The sequence below is a fragment of the Paracidobacterium acidisoli genome, from assembly GCF_003428625.2.
GTDB lineage: Bacteria > Acidobacteriota > Terriglobia > Terriglobales > Acidobacteriaceae > Paracidobacterium > Paracidobacterium acidisoli.
Window position 1 is genome coordinate 741326 of sequence record NZ_QVQT02000001.1, and the last position, 13564, is coordinate 754889.

A 13564-nucleotide genomic window follows, 5' to 3' on the forward strand; every position below is an offset into this window, starting at 1 on the left:
ACGCAACGCCTGATTACGCGTTCCAGCCGCCATCTACCGTCAGGCTTTCGCCGTTGATGAATGCCGATTCCGGGCTGGCGATAAAGGCCACCGCGGATGCAATTTCCTCCGTCCGGCCGAAGCGGCCGACGCTCATCAGCTTTTTCATCATCTGGGCAGCGGGGCCATCATCATCCGGACTCAGCTCCGTATCGATCGCGCCCGGCTGCACGTTATTGACGGTCACTCCTGTAGCGCCAAGCTCGCGCGAAAGTGCCCGTGTGAAGCCCCGCACCGCAAACTTGGTGGCAACATACAGTGTTACGCCAGGCAGAGGCGCAGCTTCACCAAGGCAGGAGCCAATGTTGATGATCCGGCCCCATTTCGCCCTGATCATGCGCGGAGCAAGATCTCTGGTCAATGCGATCAGCGAGCGCACGTTCAGGTTGAAGTGCCTGTCATAGGAGCTCTCTGAAGATTCGAGGAACGGCCCAAACTCCACGGTGCCCGCATTGTTGACGAGAATGTCGAGGCGTCCGCCAAACCTGCCGCCGAAGACCTTGTCTACAGACGAGGCAAGCGCTTTGGTGCCTTCCACCGTGCTCAGGTCAGCCTGAACCGCCTCGGCATGACCTCCGGCACTGACGATTTCTGACACCACCTGCTCGGCGCGGGCCGGGCTTGCGGCATAGTTGACGATAACGTGAGCGCCTTCGGCAGCCAGACGAGCTGCAATCGCGGCTCCGATGCCTCGTGACGATCCAGTGACGAGAGCGAGCTTATTTTCCAGTGGCTTTGACATCCTGACGAATCCTCCAGTGAGTTGTCAGTTCGAGCGCGGAAACTGTTGAGTCCCACCACGCAGAACCAAACTGAACTAGTGGAGTAGATTGCCGGCAGCCGTCAACGTTGCGTGGCAAGAACTCATCGGACTGATTACCAGCAGGCATCAGTCGAATGCGTACGAGACGCGTCAGGCTGTGGTCAGAAGATCAGGCAATGACTTCAGTACGCGCTCGAATCCCGCGGTGTCCCCCAGAACTCTGGCAAGAATCAGCGAGCCTTCGATCCTGACGATCGCTTCCTCAGCCCTCAGGCGTGCTGCAGCAATCCCCAGACCGCTCTCCTTCGCCACCTGCGCAAAGGCTCCCACCCAGGCCTGCATCGCTCCCCGCAGAGCGAGCTGCAGCTCTTCAGAACCGCCAGGAATCGAGAGCACATCCATCAGACAGGCCTTCGACCCCCCTGAATAAAACGTCTTCAGCCGCTCGGCTACAAAGGAAACACGCTTCCGCGTGGAGCCGCCGCTCGCAAGCGGATCGAAGACATTGGCCTGGAACCAGATCACCACATCCCTGGCGATAGCCATCGCGATCTCGTCCTTACCGCCCGGGTAGCGATAGTAAAGGCTCGCCTTTTCAAGGCCCGTCGCATCCGCAAGCCGCTTCAGGCTGGCGCCCTCAAATCCGTAGGTACGGAACAGGTCCAGCGCCGTGGCAAGAAAGGCCTCATCACTGATGGTTCGGTGTGCCATAGATGTTCTCTCTTTATATATGCCGAACATTCGGCAGGGATTCACATAAGAGCATAAAACTTCCCTGAATCCCTACCGAACGATCGGTAATCACATAGATGCACCACCCATCCGGCCTGAAAGGCCACTCAGGAGCAAAAGACATGTCCCGTTTACACGCTGTTGATCCCTCCACCGCCACCGGAAACGCCGGAGAACTGCTCGATGCAGTGAAGGGCAGGCTCGGTATCGTGCCGAATATGACCAGAGTGATGGCGGCCTCACCGGCAGTGCTCGCATCCTACCTGGGCTTCAGCGGCGCGCTCGCCGATGGCCTGCTCGACGCCAAAACCCGCGAACAGCTTGCCTTGCTCACGGCGCAGCAAAACCACTGCGACTACTGCCTCTCGGCGCATACCGCAATCGGCAGAATGGTTGGCCTGAACCACGAGCAGATCGTTGCTAGCCGCAAAGGCGACGGCGGCAGCGCGAAAACCACGGCAGCTCTGACCTTTGCGAAGCGCGTTCTGGAGACGAAGGGCCAGGTCAGCGAATCCGATCTCTCCGCCGTCCGCGATACCGGATTCTCCGAAGGTGAAATCGCGGAGATCATTGCGCATGTCGCCCTGAACGTTTTTACCAACTACTTCAATGTAGCTGCGGATGTGGACATCGACTTCCCGAAGGTATCCTCTTCGGAAGCTGCCTGAGACGGGACAGCGGCCGGAGCGGCGAGATGCTGTTGCTCCGGCCCGCGTGTCGATATCCACGTGCAGAATTCCGTCACTCCTTCTTCAGCGCCCTGCAGAGAAAAATTCTTCCGCGATCACCGCTGCCCTACCTGCCCTGGATCAGCAGACCCAGTGGCGCGAGCGGGCCCACCGGCCAGAGTTGATATTTCATCAGGCCGCCGGTTACGAGCGGCATATCATCGACGATCGCTTTGGCCTCTTCCACCGATTCAGCGTTCATCAGGAAGATCGGCCCGGTGTCCGCGCGGAACCAGAACTGCTCGATCTTACCCTCGAGATACAACCTGAGGGTGTGAGGCACTTCCTTCGGCATAATCTCCTGCCGCTGCTCCGGGGTCATGGGAGCGTCGAGCGTTCCAATAGCCATAACTTTCATGAGTCATCTCCTTGTCGCATCGTCACGATGTCCGACAAGGACTAATCTAGCCGCCGGCAGGGTAAAATAGGAGAGTCGTAAACGCCAACTTTAAGGTCAGTTACGCCATGCGGATTGTAGTACTCGCCCTCGATGGAGTATTCGACACCGGGCTTACCGTAGCGCTCGACGCCTTCTCAACCGCCAGCGCTCTTTCCGCCAGGCTCTTCGGCGGAACGCCTCGCTTCGACCTGACGGTCGCCGGTGTCCGGCGAAGGGTTCGGACCGCTCAGGGGCTCACCGTGCCCGTGAAGCCTGTTACGCCCGGTCTGCGGCCCGACTGGGTCATCGTTCCGGCGCTCAGGGCTACGACACCCGCGGCGTTGCTGCCTGCTCTCAGCCGGCCCGACGTGCGTGAGGCAATCTCTCAGCTGCTGAAGTGGACCGCCAAAGGCGCTCAGATCGGCGCTTCCTGTATCGGAACCTTCCTGCTTGCCGAAGCTGGCCTTCTCGATCAGCAGGAAGCGACGACCACATGGTCGCTCGCTCCGTTCTTTCGGCAGCGTTACCCCCATGTCCGGCTCGACGAGTCCCGGATGCTCGTGCCATTCGACCGGGGCGTGACAGCCGGAGCCGCGATGGGGCATCTCGATCTTGCGCTGTGGCTGATACGGCAGGCCAGTCCCGAGCTGGCAGGAACCGTCTCGCGCTACCTGCTCGCCGACATACGTTCTTCGCAGGCCCCCTATATCATTCCCAATCATCTGGCGCAGGCCGATCCGCTGATTCTGCGCTTCGAGCGGTGGTCCAGAGAACACCTTCGCGAAGGCTTCTCGCTGCAGCAGGCCGCAAGGGCTCTGGCCACCAGTGCTCGCACGCTGCAGCGCCGCTGCGATGCGGTGCTCGGCAAGTCGCCCCTTGCCTACTTCCAGGACCTGCGCGTGGAGCACGCTCAGTCGCTTCTGCGCCGCAGCGGCCACAACATCGAAGCCATTGCAGCCGAGGTCGGCTATGCCGACGGCGCGACGTTACGGACGCTCCTGCGCCAGCGGCTTGGACGCGGAGTGCGCGAAATACGCGCCGAGCTGCACTGATGCCGCACAGGCCATTTCATGCCGTGGGAACGCCGCCGGATTCATCATGGATTTACAGATTTCCCTGTGGATCGCGGGTATATACTTGCCGCGTTCGGCCTTCCGTGCGCGTCGATGAAGCTCAGCGGCACAGGCCCCAGGCAAAGAGATCGGCCGGCCCGATTCCCTGAGATCTCTTCCAGGCAAGACCTTTTCACCCGGATCGCCCCGTAAAGAAGGCACGTTGCGGGACATCAGCGTCGAGAGCATCATCACCGGCAAAGCGCGTCAGCTCCGGTCATTCGTACCTCTCTGAGTAAAGAGGAAGCGGATGAACTTTTCAGCGGAACAATTTCAGCGAACAAGGCGTTCCGCGGAAGCTCCTTATAGGCCACAAAGGAGGAAGGAACATGGCAAATGCGACCCCTGAAGTGCAGAGCAGCAACGCTGCCGGCGAGGCAGGCGTAGCCAAAGTCGACATGAAGTTTGAAATCGTCGTGATCCCTGTCTCCGATATCGATCGCGCGAAGGAATTCTACGCGACGTACAACATAGACGGAGGCCAGCAGCTCGTGGCGGGATAAACGCGTAAGTGCCATCAGCGTTTAGAAGCAGGAGTTGTCAACGGTCCTGATTTACTATTGGCAGGTGATTTCGAAAGAGAGAATTCAGGAACTAATCGAGTTGGGGAACGAGAACCGTAACCTAGACTATAAGTGCGCATTCTCGTGGTCTGACGCAAATAACGACGAAAAGTGCGAGATCACCAAGGATGTTCTGGCCTTTGCAAATACACGTGATGGCGGGGTGATCCTGATTGGCGTTGATGACAAGTCCGGCGCTCTCGAAGGGCTCACCGAAGAGCAGGCTCTATCATTCGATCAAACAAAGTTCAACAACTTTGTGCAGAAGTACACCGATCCCCGCCATACAGCCAACGTACATCGAATCGAGATCGGCGAAAAGCGGCTCGTGGTGATAGACATTCCGGAATTCTCTGAAATTCCGATCCTCTGTGCGCGAGATGCCAATAGTTCGGTCGATTCGCGCAGGATGATTCTCAGGAAGGCCGCACTGTACAAGAGAACAGACCGCGCGACGTCGCAGGTAATCGAAGATGCCCAGGAAATGCGTGAACTCCTGAACCGTGGCTTGTTACGTCGCCAGGATGAATTGCTGAAAGCATTCAAACAGATCATTCAGCCGAGCGAATACAATCGGCCAACCGAACCGGGCGAGGAATTCAAGGATGAGTTCCAGGAAGCGGAGAATTACTTTTCAGAATTCCCCGGATTGACGGGCGAGGTGACCCATTGGACCCTGGAGATGCGACCGGGAACTTACATCCCAAGTAGGATGCAATCCGCTGCAGAGATTCAATCTCTCGTGCAGCAATCAGCCATAAACCTCCGTGGGTGGACGTTTCCGTATGCCGGGAGAGTGGGCGCTGCAAGGTGGGCGAACTTCGATGGGGGATCTCAATCGGTAGATGAAGACAGAGTGCGTAGTCCTGAGGCGCTCAGAGTGTATAAGAGTGGTCTCGTTGTCTGGCGTTCAGGAGCCTGGGAAGATCACTGGAAGGCTTTTGCGAACGACAAAGTCACCTCGTTTATTGGGCTGATCTATGCAACCACTGAGTGGCTTCTCTTTGCCAGGCGTTTCTTTGAGTCGTTTCTTACGGTCGATGAAAGCGTCCATTTGATCGTTAAAGCATCAGGCGTTCGGGGGCGCAGGCTGATATCCACTGATCCGACAGTGCTCTTATATGGGGACTTACAAACAGTTGTGCCATGTTTCAAGATTGAAGAAACAGCAACCATCTCAGATTTGCGAGCCGATCCTGAAGCTATTGCCCGGAAGATCGTAAGACGGATTTTCGAACTGTACAACTGGAATGATCCAAATGAGCAGATGCTTGTGTCTTTGCAGCAGAAGTTCATTCAACGCCAGTTTTAACGGGGAAATGGTATTGACAAGTCGTCTTATAGGAAGCGACGCAGGTGAGCGCCCATCACTTCCGCTAGGCGCGTTTCTCGTTACCGATCCAACCTTATCTTGTCGCAAACGACAGGTATTCGAGGGGCCGTTGACTATTCCCAGGAGTGGACAATCAAATTCGACTTAACCGATGTTCGCGGCTTCACGTTGTCGCGAGGCAACGAAACGGGGTGCCATACGACGGATTCAGGGCGTTTCATCACCGCCGGGTTCTGTATCGGAAAAGGAGTTGTCTATGAACAGCGTACAAATCGAGCAGAAGAGCTATGAGATGCCCCCGAAGGAAGGGATCAGCATCGCGCACTTTCTCACCGTCACCGACATCGAGCGGTCGGCCCGCTACTACGAAACGGTCTTCGGCGCTCGCATTCTGAGCATGGGTGACGGCAACGCGCCCGCCTACCTTCTGCTCGCGAATATCTGGATGATCCTGAACGTCGGGGGAGGGCCCACACCGGACAAGCCGACCGTCACCCTCAGCGTTCCCGACCCGAATCACATCAACAGCTTTCTGAACCTCCGCGTCGCGGATATTCAGGCGTGCTATGAACTATGGAAAGGTCGAGGGGCCGAGTTCATCACAGAGCCGATTCCCAAATACGGCGAGATACGCTGCTACATCCGCGACCCCGACGGCTATCTTATCGAGGTCGGACAGAGCACCACCCTCACCTATGGTTAACGCTCAACCCCGCCTGCGGGTGCGGATTTAAACAGTTACGAACCTCCGCTTCGTAACTGCCGGCGCGTCTGTGGAGCGCCTCGCCTGGAGTCCTGCCTGCAGACCTCTGCGAGTCAACGTCTCAATTGCCCGATCGGTCCTGAGGAGTCGGCACAGCGGAAGTAATTCCGGCCCACCCGTCAGCTACATAGCTTCTTCCAATGGAACAACCCGGGAGTTGCCGCCGCACGCAGCCCGTCTCCCGGGGTATCCTCAACACATGCCCTCAGCCTCTTCTGCCGAGCCTCGCAGGAAGTCCTCTGCCCGAAAGAAAAAGAAATCCGGTCCCGGCCTGGTCACCTGGCTGCCCGTCCTTCTCGGCATTCTGGTCACGCCCTTCGCCGTCCGCGCCGCCAGCATCGTCGCGCTCGAAGGCCCCCGCGGCTTCACACTCCTCTATCCTTACGTGCTGCTGCTCCGGGAGCCGTCGCTCGGCCTCTCCGGCGGGCTCGCCAACACTCTCGCGCAGCTCATGATGTACCTCCAGTTCCCTCTCTATGGGCTGGTCATGAAATTCGTCCTCCGTTCCAAAGGCTGGGTCACCGCCCTGCTCACCGCCGGCATCGTCCACCTCTTCGGAGTGGTCGGGGTCGCTTCGCTCGCCTGGCTGCACGCCAACCCCTAGGCCGCATCGACCCTGCCATCCCCAATCCCCGTTGCCATCCCAATCCCTCCCTTTGTCATCCCGAGCGAAGTCGAGAATCTGCCGGGTGCCCCACCTTCGCGCAGCTAAGGTGGGAATGCCGGGCGCCCCATGTCCGGATTTTCGGACATGGGAATGAAAGATCTTTCCTGGTTGCCTTCCCAAATCCCTCCCTTGTCATCCCGAGCGAAGTCGAGGGGTCTGCAGTCGTTTCTCGTCTCGCGCCAGTGAGATCGATAGAAACCCCGGGGCCGCCGGAACACGCTTTTTCTCTCTCGATCGCATGTCAAGGCCCGAAATGAAGTAACTCTCGCAACCCACTGATTCCAGACATCTTCCGGAAACAGAAATCTGGCATGAAATTTCTCCCGATCCGCTATCCTCAGAGGATGGAGAGCGAAATGGAAAAGAACGAATCAGCCTTATCGAAGCGGCGCACCCTCTTTTCCAGTAAAATCAATACTTTACGAGAGGATAACCATGGTAATCCACTCGTAAAATGATGAATCAAAACAGGTTACAGAAACCATAGGACGTAATAAATGAAGCTTGTCGAATGTCCGCGCGATGCCTGGCAGGGACTGCCCAAAGCCATCCCCGCCGAAGTCAAGGCCGACTACCTCCGCGTCCTCATCGAGACCGGCTTCAAACACATCGACGCCGTCTCCTTCGTCTCTCCTGCCGCCATCCCGCAGATGGCCGACTCCGAGCAGGTGCTCGAATACCTCGACCCGCCCGACGACGTCGACATCATCGGCATCGTCGTTAATGCAAAGGGAGCCGAGCGCGCCATCGCCACCGGAGCCGTCTCCACCCTGGGATTTCCCTACTCCATCTCACCCGAGTTCCTGCGCCGCAATCAGCACCAGACCCCCGAAGAATCCCTCGAAGCGCTCGAAACCATCGGAGAGGCCGCCTACAAGGCCGGACTCGAGACCGTCGTCTACATCTCCATGGCCTTCGGTAATCCCTACAACGATCCCTGGGACGCCGACGAGCTTCTCTCCGCCTGTGAGCTGCTCACCGACTCCGGAATCACACAGATCTCGCTCGCCGACACCGTCGGCCTCGCCACGCCGCAACAGATTGAAGAGCTGGCCGGCTCCGTGCTCCGCGGTCTGGACCCGGACACGGAGCTGGGCGTGCATCTTCACGCCCGACCCGAGGACGTGGCTGCGAAGATCGCTGCCGCATACCGCGCCGGCTGCCGCCGCTTCGATATGGCCATCGGCGGCCTCGGCGGCTGTCCCTTCGCGCAGGATGCGCTCGTCGGCAACATCGCCACCGAGCTGGCCCTCGCCGAGCTTGAGCGCCTGGGAGCCGCGCTGCCTCCGCTGCGCCCGCTCGACGGTCTGCTCGCTGCCACCGCCGCCATCCGGCAGAAGTTCGGACTGCCGGTTCAGTAAGCGCTCAGATCCAGCCTGCGTCGATCACATGCGTCTGGTTGGTGATCGCCGAGCTGTCGTCCGCGGCCAGAAACAGCACCAGCCGCGCCACATCCTCGGGCAGAAGATCGCGATGGATGCACTGGCTGTTCAGAATCTTCCGGTCGTACTCCGGCGTGCGCCACAGCCTCTGCTGCCGTTCGGTCAGCACGCCTCCAGGCAGCACCGCGTTCACCCGGATGTTGCTGTCGCCCAGCTCGTGCGCCATCGTCCGCGTCAGGCCCACGATAGCCGCCTTGGCCGCGACATACGCCGGCAGCCCGGTCGAGGGAATGAGCCACGAGATCGAGCTGAGGTTGATGATCGAGCCGCCGCCCAGCGCCTTCATGCCCGGCGCCACCGCCTGGATGGCGAAGAAGTGATGGCGCAGATTCACCGCCATCATCTCGTCCCAGTACTCCGGCGTGACCTCGGCCCACGTGTGGCGGTCGTCGCGCGCTGCGTTGTTCACCAGCACGCCCACCGGCCCCAGCCGCTCCGCGGCCTCGCCGATGGCCCGCTGCAGTGCCGCAATCTCCCGAATGTCGCACGGCAGAAACAGCGGCGTATGCCTCACCTCGCCGGCCAGCCCCGCCGCCAGCGCCTCCGATGCCTCCCTGGCGATATCCAGGAACGCAACCTTCGCGCCCTGGTGCGCAAAATGCTCCACCAGCGACGCGCCGATCCCCGAACCGCCGCCGGTAACCAGCACCACCCGCTCCTGCAGGCTCGGATACCGGGCAAACCGGTCTTCTGCCGCCGCCGTCACACTCTCCGCCATCGTCCAGTCTCCCCCGGCATGGTACCAACGACTGCGCGTTCTGCGCGAAGGAGCGTCCGGTGATTGTGGGTTTCTTCTGACTGCGGTACGATGCAGAGTTTCGTCAGGAACGAACATGATATGAACCACTATCAGACACTGCACGCACATACCGATACCGGCATTCACACCATTGTCCTCAACCGGCCCGCCAAACGGAACGCCCTGAACCCGCAGATGATGGAGGAACTGACGCACGCGCTCGAAACCGCAGGGAAGAGTCCGGCCTGCGGCGTCATCATTCTCACCGGCGCCGGATCGGCCTTCTGCGCCGGCCTCGATCTCGATCACCTGGAAACCCTCAATGCCCGCACCACGGCAGAACACCGGACCGACTCCGAGCGTGTGGCGAACCTGCTGATGACGCTCTATCACACGCCCAAGCCCACCATCGCCGCCGTCAACGGCGCCGCCATTGCCGGAGGCATGGGCATTGCCACCATCTGCGACTTCACGCTATCGGTCCCCGAAGCCAAGTTCGGCTATACCGAGGTCCGCATCGGCTTTGTCCCGGCCATCGTCTCCGCGTTTCTGCGCGGGCAGGTCGGCGACAAGCGCTGCCGCGACCTGCTGATGACCGGACGCCTGATGAATGCCGAAGAGGCCGAAGCGTGGGGACTGCTCACCCGGGTGATTCCCGAGCAGGACCTGATGCGCGAAGCGCGCACACTCGCCCACAGTCTGCTGCGCAACAGCCCGGCCGCGGTGCAGGCCACCAAACGCCTGCTCAGTGAGCACGCCAACCATCATCTGCTGGAAGAGATCGAATCGGCGATTCGCGCCAATACGGAAGCCCGCACCACCGAGGACTTCAAGGAAGGTATCCGGTCGTTTCTGGAGAAGCGGCCGCCGCAGTGGCCTTCACAGCGAGAGCTGGAGAAGGTGTAGCAGCGGCTTTCCAGGTGTCAGTACGCAGCGGTAAACCGCTGCCGGATGTGCTGAGGGTGCTCCAGCTCATCGACCAGTGCGATGGCATAATCCTCGGCGGAAATACGGCTGTTGCCCTGAGCGTCGGCAAGCAGTGAATCGGTGCCCAGACGGAACGTGCCGGTGCGTTCTCCGGGTTGAATGAACGCAGCCGGGCTGAGATAAGTCCACTCCAGATCGGAGGCGGCATTGCGAAGAATGTCCAGCGCATCGGCATGTGCAATGGCGATCGCTTTGTACTCTTCCGGAAGGTGACCGGAGTCAATCAGTGAAATGCCCGGAGCCACGAACAGGCTGCCGGCTCCGCCGACGACCAGTACGCGCTTCACTCCGGCCTGTCTCGCCCCATTGATCAGCGCATGGGTCGCGGACAGCAGCAGGGACTCCGTCCCGGCTCCCGGGCTGTATGCAGAGATGACAGCATCCGCGCCCTTCAGCTTTGCCGCCACATCGGCGGCATCGGTCATATCGCCTTTGACCACTGTTACCGCGCTGCCTGAAGGCACACGCGAAGGATCGCGCACGACTGCCGTGACTTTATGACCACGCTGCACGAGTTCGGTCAAAACACGGCTGCCGATCATACCGCTGGCGCCATACAAAACAATGTTCATAAAACCTTCTCCGAGGCGGAGCTCGCCGCACACAGTGGATGAGACGGCGCAGCACGCGGATGCAGAAATCAGACAACTATCGGCGCGAATGCGATGGTCCGATGACCAGCACAGACTACAGGGATTTGCCGTCTGCCATGACGACCGCGACGAGCGAATCGGCGCAGCCGTAGTAGAGGAACCAGTGGCCGTGGAAGAGCACCAATCCTTCGGCGAAGGTGGTTCCGGCGGCGTATTGTCCCGTCTTCTCGTACGGCAGCTCCGGTTTCAGAACCGGCTCCGAGGTCTGTGCCAGACGATGCGATGGGTCATGCGCGTCAAAGAGCGCTTCACCGGCGGCGTAAGCATTCGGGCCGAGATTCGGGTCACCACCTTCGACGGCATTCTTGCCGTTGTAGATCACCACGATTCCGGCCTTCGTCAGCACCGGCGGCGGACCGGTCTCGGGAAATGTGCTGTCGAAATGCCCCGGACGCGGCTTCAGCACTTCGACCGGCTGGCCGCTGGCGTCCTCGACAGGCATCCAGTGAATGAGATCGTCCGAGGTGGCGAGATGGATTGCGCCTTCACCCCAGTACATCCAGTACTTTCCGTTCAGGCGCGCGGCGATCATCCGGCCATCGTGCACTTCGGTCAGGATGCCTGCCGATTTGTATTTGAGGTTCGCGTATTTGCCACCGGCAGCGGTCAGAAAAGCGGGGCCGTACTTTGTCCAGTGCTGCAGATCGCGGGAGGTGGCGATGCCGACGGATGTGGTCTGGCGATTCCATTGCGTGTAGGTGAGAACGTAGGTCCCGTCCGGAGACTCGACGATGCGCGGATCTTCGACGCCGCCGGGCCATTCACGGTCCTTCTGGCCGTCGTTCGCCGGGTAGAAGATGGGCTCGGGCAGGCGGGTGAAGTGAATGCCGTCGGAGCTTTCGGCGAGACCGAGCCGCGAGGTGTGCATCCCGATCACCATCGCGCCTGTGTCGTCCTCGGCGCGATAGAGCACATCGATTTTGCCGTCGCGCACGATGGCTGCCGGGTTGAAGGTGTGCAGCGCCTCCCAGTGAACGGGCGCTTTGCGGATCGGGTCGGTGAAGACGGATGCCTTATCAGGCGTGATGACCGGATTTCCGGCAGCGGGACGGGAGAACGGGCCGATCACCCATGCGTCATGAGAAAGCGGCTGCCAGCCAGCCGCCATGAATACCGCCGCCGTAAGTATCGTTGCCAGTCGCATGGCCTACTTCTGTTCGGGATTGTGCGCTCTCAGCTCTGCAACGATCTCGACGGCAGCCGCGCGTGCCTCATCGGAGCGGTCGGGCGGAAAAGAGATGGCACCGACGCGGGCATGTCCGCCGCCTCCCCAGCGTTCGCAGATCGCGGCGAGGTTCACCATAGTCGCCGGATCGGCTTTTGTCCAGGGATTCGAGCCGACGGCCACCTTGGTGCGGAAGCTCGATTTGGACAGACCGATGGAGTAGGTCGCCTCGGGATGGAGGTAGTAGGGGATGAACTTGTTGTAGCCCTCGAGCTGATGGTCGGAGATATCGAAGTAGATGGTTCCATCCTTCGACTCGGAGCGCTCGCGGATGAGCGACAGCGCCTGCTGATGGCGCTCGAGCAGAGGGGGCAGCAGCTCGGCCACGAAGGGCTGCTGCAGGACCTCGGCGAGAGGCATCTCGGTGAGCAGCGGGATGAGGCGCGGCACGAAGGCCGGGTCCTGGGTCGATTCAATCACCAGAGTAAGTTTCATCGCCGGGGCGGCCATTTCGACGGCGGCTTCGGGGCTCTCGTAGAGCGCGCCGTCGACGATGTCGGCCCAGCGGATCAGATCCTTCACCGGCTCGGCGTTGAAGCCGAAGTGCGTCGAGGCGATCTTTGCGAGGAAGCTGGTACAGGAGATGAATTTGGGATCGTAGAAGCGGCGCTCGGCGTAGCGGCCGTCGGCGATGCCGCGGAGATAGTCCTGATGGTCTTCCGGGGTGAGGAAGGCGCTGAGATGGTGATCGAACCACCAGGTGATCTTCGGCGAGGCGGAGTACTTGAAATCGACGATGGCGTTTTCGTCGCCGATGAAGTCGGCCTCGTTAAAGAGGGCTCCGGCGCGATGGACCAGGCCCCAGAACTCGTAGCTCGCGTCCTGGCGGATGCACTCGCGATGGAAGCGGCTGAAAAGAGAAGCCGAGCAGGCTCCGTCGAAACACTTATCGTGATAAAAGACCCGGACCTTCAAACGTAGAGACTCCCACCGCCGCAATATTGTTGATTCAGGAATTCTTTAGCATTGCCGGGAGCGAGCTTTGTGTCAAGCCGAGAGCTGCGGAGGCGGACGGGAAAAGCTCAGGTTTTGAATTTATTGGGGGGTGGTTCCCGCAAAGCCTTTCCTTTCAACATATTATCGAAGGATTACTTCGGTTATCCCCAGCTATCTCCTTGATTTATATGAGTTTGAATCTTTAGGGCCAGGAAGGTTTTGAGTGTGCCTGCCGGATTCACTTTGTATCGATCCTCCTTTGCGGAAGGAAGCCCGGCCCGATGATCTGAGCGCTGATTCCTCCACTTCCATTGTAGAAAAACAGCAGAAATTCCATGCCAAATTGCCGCTTCATTAAGTCATTTTATTTGAGACACTTGACGAAAGAACCATCTATTGGAGCTTGACAGGTAAAACGATCCCCTCCGGCGCCGATTCCGGGAGCGCGGAAGAGGCGTGGAAGCCGATTGTGAAATTCCACGGCAGGGTCTTCGCGCTTCGAG

Annotated in this window: 15 protein-coding genes; 8 read left to right on the forward strand and 7 right to left on the reverse strand. The window is 59.7% G+C overall.

Annotated features, from left to right (window positions below):
• Window positions 1–13 precede the first annotated feature (13 nt).
• Both D0Y96_RS03215 and D0Y96_RS03220 read right to left on the reverse strand, forming a co-directional pair.
• Entirely contained in the window at window positions 14–781 is a 768-nt protein-coding gene (locus tag D0Y96_RS03215) for an SDR family NAD(P)-dependent oxidoreductase (protein WP_117297865.1), read from the reverse strand.
• A gap of 171 nt (window positions 782–952) precedes the next feature.
• Window positions 953–1513, reverse strand: coding sequence for a TetR/AcrR family transcriptional regulator (locus tag D0Y96_RS03220; RefSeq protein ID WP_117297866.1), 561 nt, complete (start codon window positions 1511–1513; stop codon window positions 953–955).
• Window positions 1514–1656: 143 nt separating this feature from the next.
• On the opposite strand from D0Y96_RS03220, the gene D0Y96_RS03225 reads away from it, so the two are divergent.
• Window positions 1657–2202 carry a carboxymuconolactone decarboxylase family protein gene (locus tag D0Y96_RS03225; protein ID WP_117297867.1) on the forward strand — a complete coding sequence of 182 codons (546 nt, stop codon included), beginning with the start codon at window positions 1657–1659 and terminating at the stop codon, window positions 2200–2202.
• A 127-nt stretch (window positions 2203–2329) separates the two neighbouring features.
• Here the strand turns inward: D0Y96_RS03225 and D0Y96_RS03230 are convergent, their stop codons facing one another.
• Entirely contained in the window at window positions 2330–2611 is a 282-nt protein-coding gene (locus D0Y96_RS03230) for a YciI family protein (protein WP_199480157.1), read from the reverse strand.
• A 116-nt stretch (window positions 2612–2727) separates the two neighbouring features.
• Between D0Y96_RS03230 and D0Y96_RS03235 the strand changes: the two genes are divergently transcribed.
• The 6 genes from D0Y96_RS03235 (at window position 2728) to D0Y96_RS03260 (ending at window position 8440) form a co-directional block, all read left to right on the forward strand.
• Window positions 2728–3693: a GlxA family transcriptional regulator gene (locus D0Y96_RS03235; RefSeq protein ID WP_117297869.1), complete on the forward strand. Its 966-nt coding sequence runs from the start codon at window positions 2728–2730 to the stop codon at window positions 3691–3693.
• Between the two features lie 389 nt (window positions 3694–4082).
• Window positions 4083–4256, forward strand: a complete 174-nt coding sequence (locus D0Y96_RS03240) for a VOC family protein (protein ID WP_199480158.1) — start codon at window positions 4083–4085, stop codon at window positions 4254–4256.
• Window positions 4257–4290: 34 nt separating this feature from the next.
• Window positions 4291–5628 carry an AlbA family DNA-binding domain-containing protein gene (locus D0Y96_RS03245; protein ID WP_117297870.1) on the forward strand — a complete coding sequence of 446 codons (1338 nt, stop codon included), beginning with the start codon at window positions 4291–4293 and terminating at the stop codon, window positions 5626–5628.
• Between the two features lie 277 nt (window positions 5629–5905).
• Window positions 5906–6352, forward strand: a complete 447-nt coding sequence (locus D0Y96_RS03250) for a VOC family protein (protein ID WP_117297871.1) — start codon at window positions 5906–5908, stop codon at window positions 6350–6352.
• Between the two features lie 259 nt (window positions 6353–6611).
• Window positions 6612–7016 (forward strand): hypothetical protein, encoded by a 405-nt coding sequence (locus D0Y96_RS03255; protein ID WP_117297872.1) that lies wholly within the window; start codon window positions 6612–6614, stop codon window positions 7014–7016.
• 560 nt (window positions 7017–7576) lie between these two features.
• Window positions 7577–8440 (forward strand): hydroxymethylglutaryl-CoA lyase-like TIM-barrel protein, encoded by an 864-nt coding sequence (locus tag D0Y96_RS03260; protein WP_117297873.1) that lies wholly within the window; start codon window positions 7577–7579, stop codon window positions 8438–8440.
• Between the two features lie 4 nt (window positions 8441–8444).
• Here the strand turns inward: D0Y96_RS03260 and D0Y96_RS03265 are convergent, their stop codons facing one another.
• Entirely contained in the window at window positions 8445–9239 is a 795-nt protein-coding gene (locus D0Y96_RS03265; RefSeq protein ID WP_117297874.1) for an SDR family NAD(P)-dependent oxidoreductase, read from the reverse strand.
• A gap of 120 nt (window positions 9240–9359) precedes the next feature.
• Here D0Y96_RS03265 and D0Y96_RS03270 point away from each other — a divergent pair, with 120 nt between their 5' ends.
• The gene (locus tag D0Y96_RS03270; RefSeq protein WP_117297875.1) at window positions 9360–10166 is read left to right on the forward strand and encodes an enoyl-CoA hydratase/isomerase family protein; all 807 of its coding nucleotides are present in this window, start codon (window positions 9360–9362) and stop codon (window positions 10164–10166) included.
• A 17-nt stretch (window positions 10167–10183) separates the two neighbouring features.
• Here the strand turns inward: D0Y96_RS03270 and D0Y96_RS03275 are convergent, their stop codons facing one another.
• The 3 genes from D0Y96_RS03275 to D0Y96_RS03285 all read right to left on the reverse strand — a co-directional run bounded on the left by D0Y96_RS03275 (window position 10184) and on the right by D0Y96_RS03285 (window position 13040).
• Entirely contained in the window at window positions 10184–10819 is a 636-nt protein-coding gene (locus tag D0Y96_RS03275) for an NAD(P)-dependent oxidoreductase (RefSeq protein WP_117297876.1), read from the reverse strand.
• A 115-nt stretch (window positions 10820–10934) separates the two neighbouring features.
• Entirely contained in the window at window positions 10935–12044 is a 1110-nt protein-coding gene (locus tag D0Y96_RS03280; protein ID WP_117297877.1) for a glycoside hydrolase family 130 protein, read from the reverse strand.
• A gap of 3 nt (window positions 12045–12047) precedes the next feature.
• Window positions 12048–13040 (reverse strand): phosphoesterase, encoded by a 993-nt coding sequence (locus tag D0Y96_RS03285; protein ID WP_117297878.1) that lies wholly within the window; start codon window positions 13038–13040, stop codon window positions 12048–12050.
• Window positions 13041–13564: the final 524 nt, after the last annotated feature.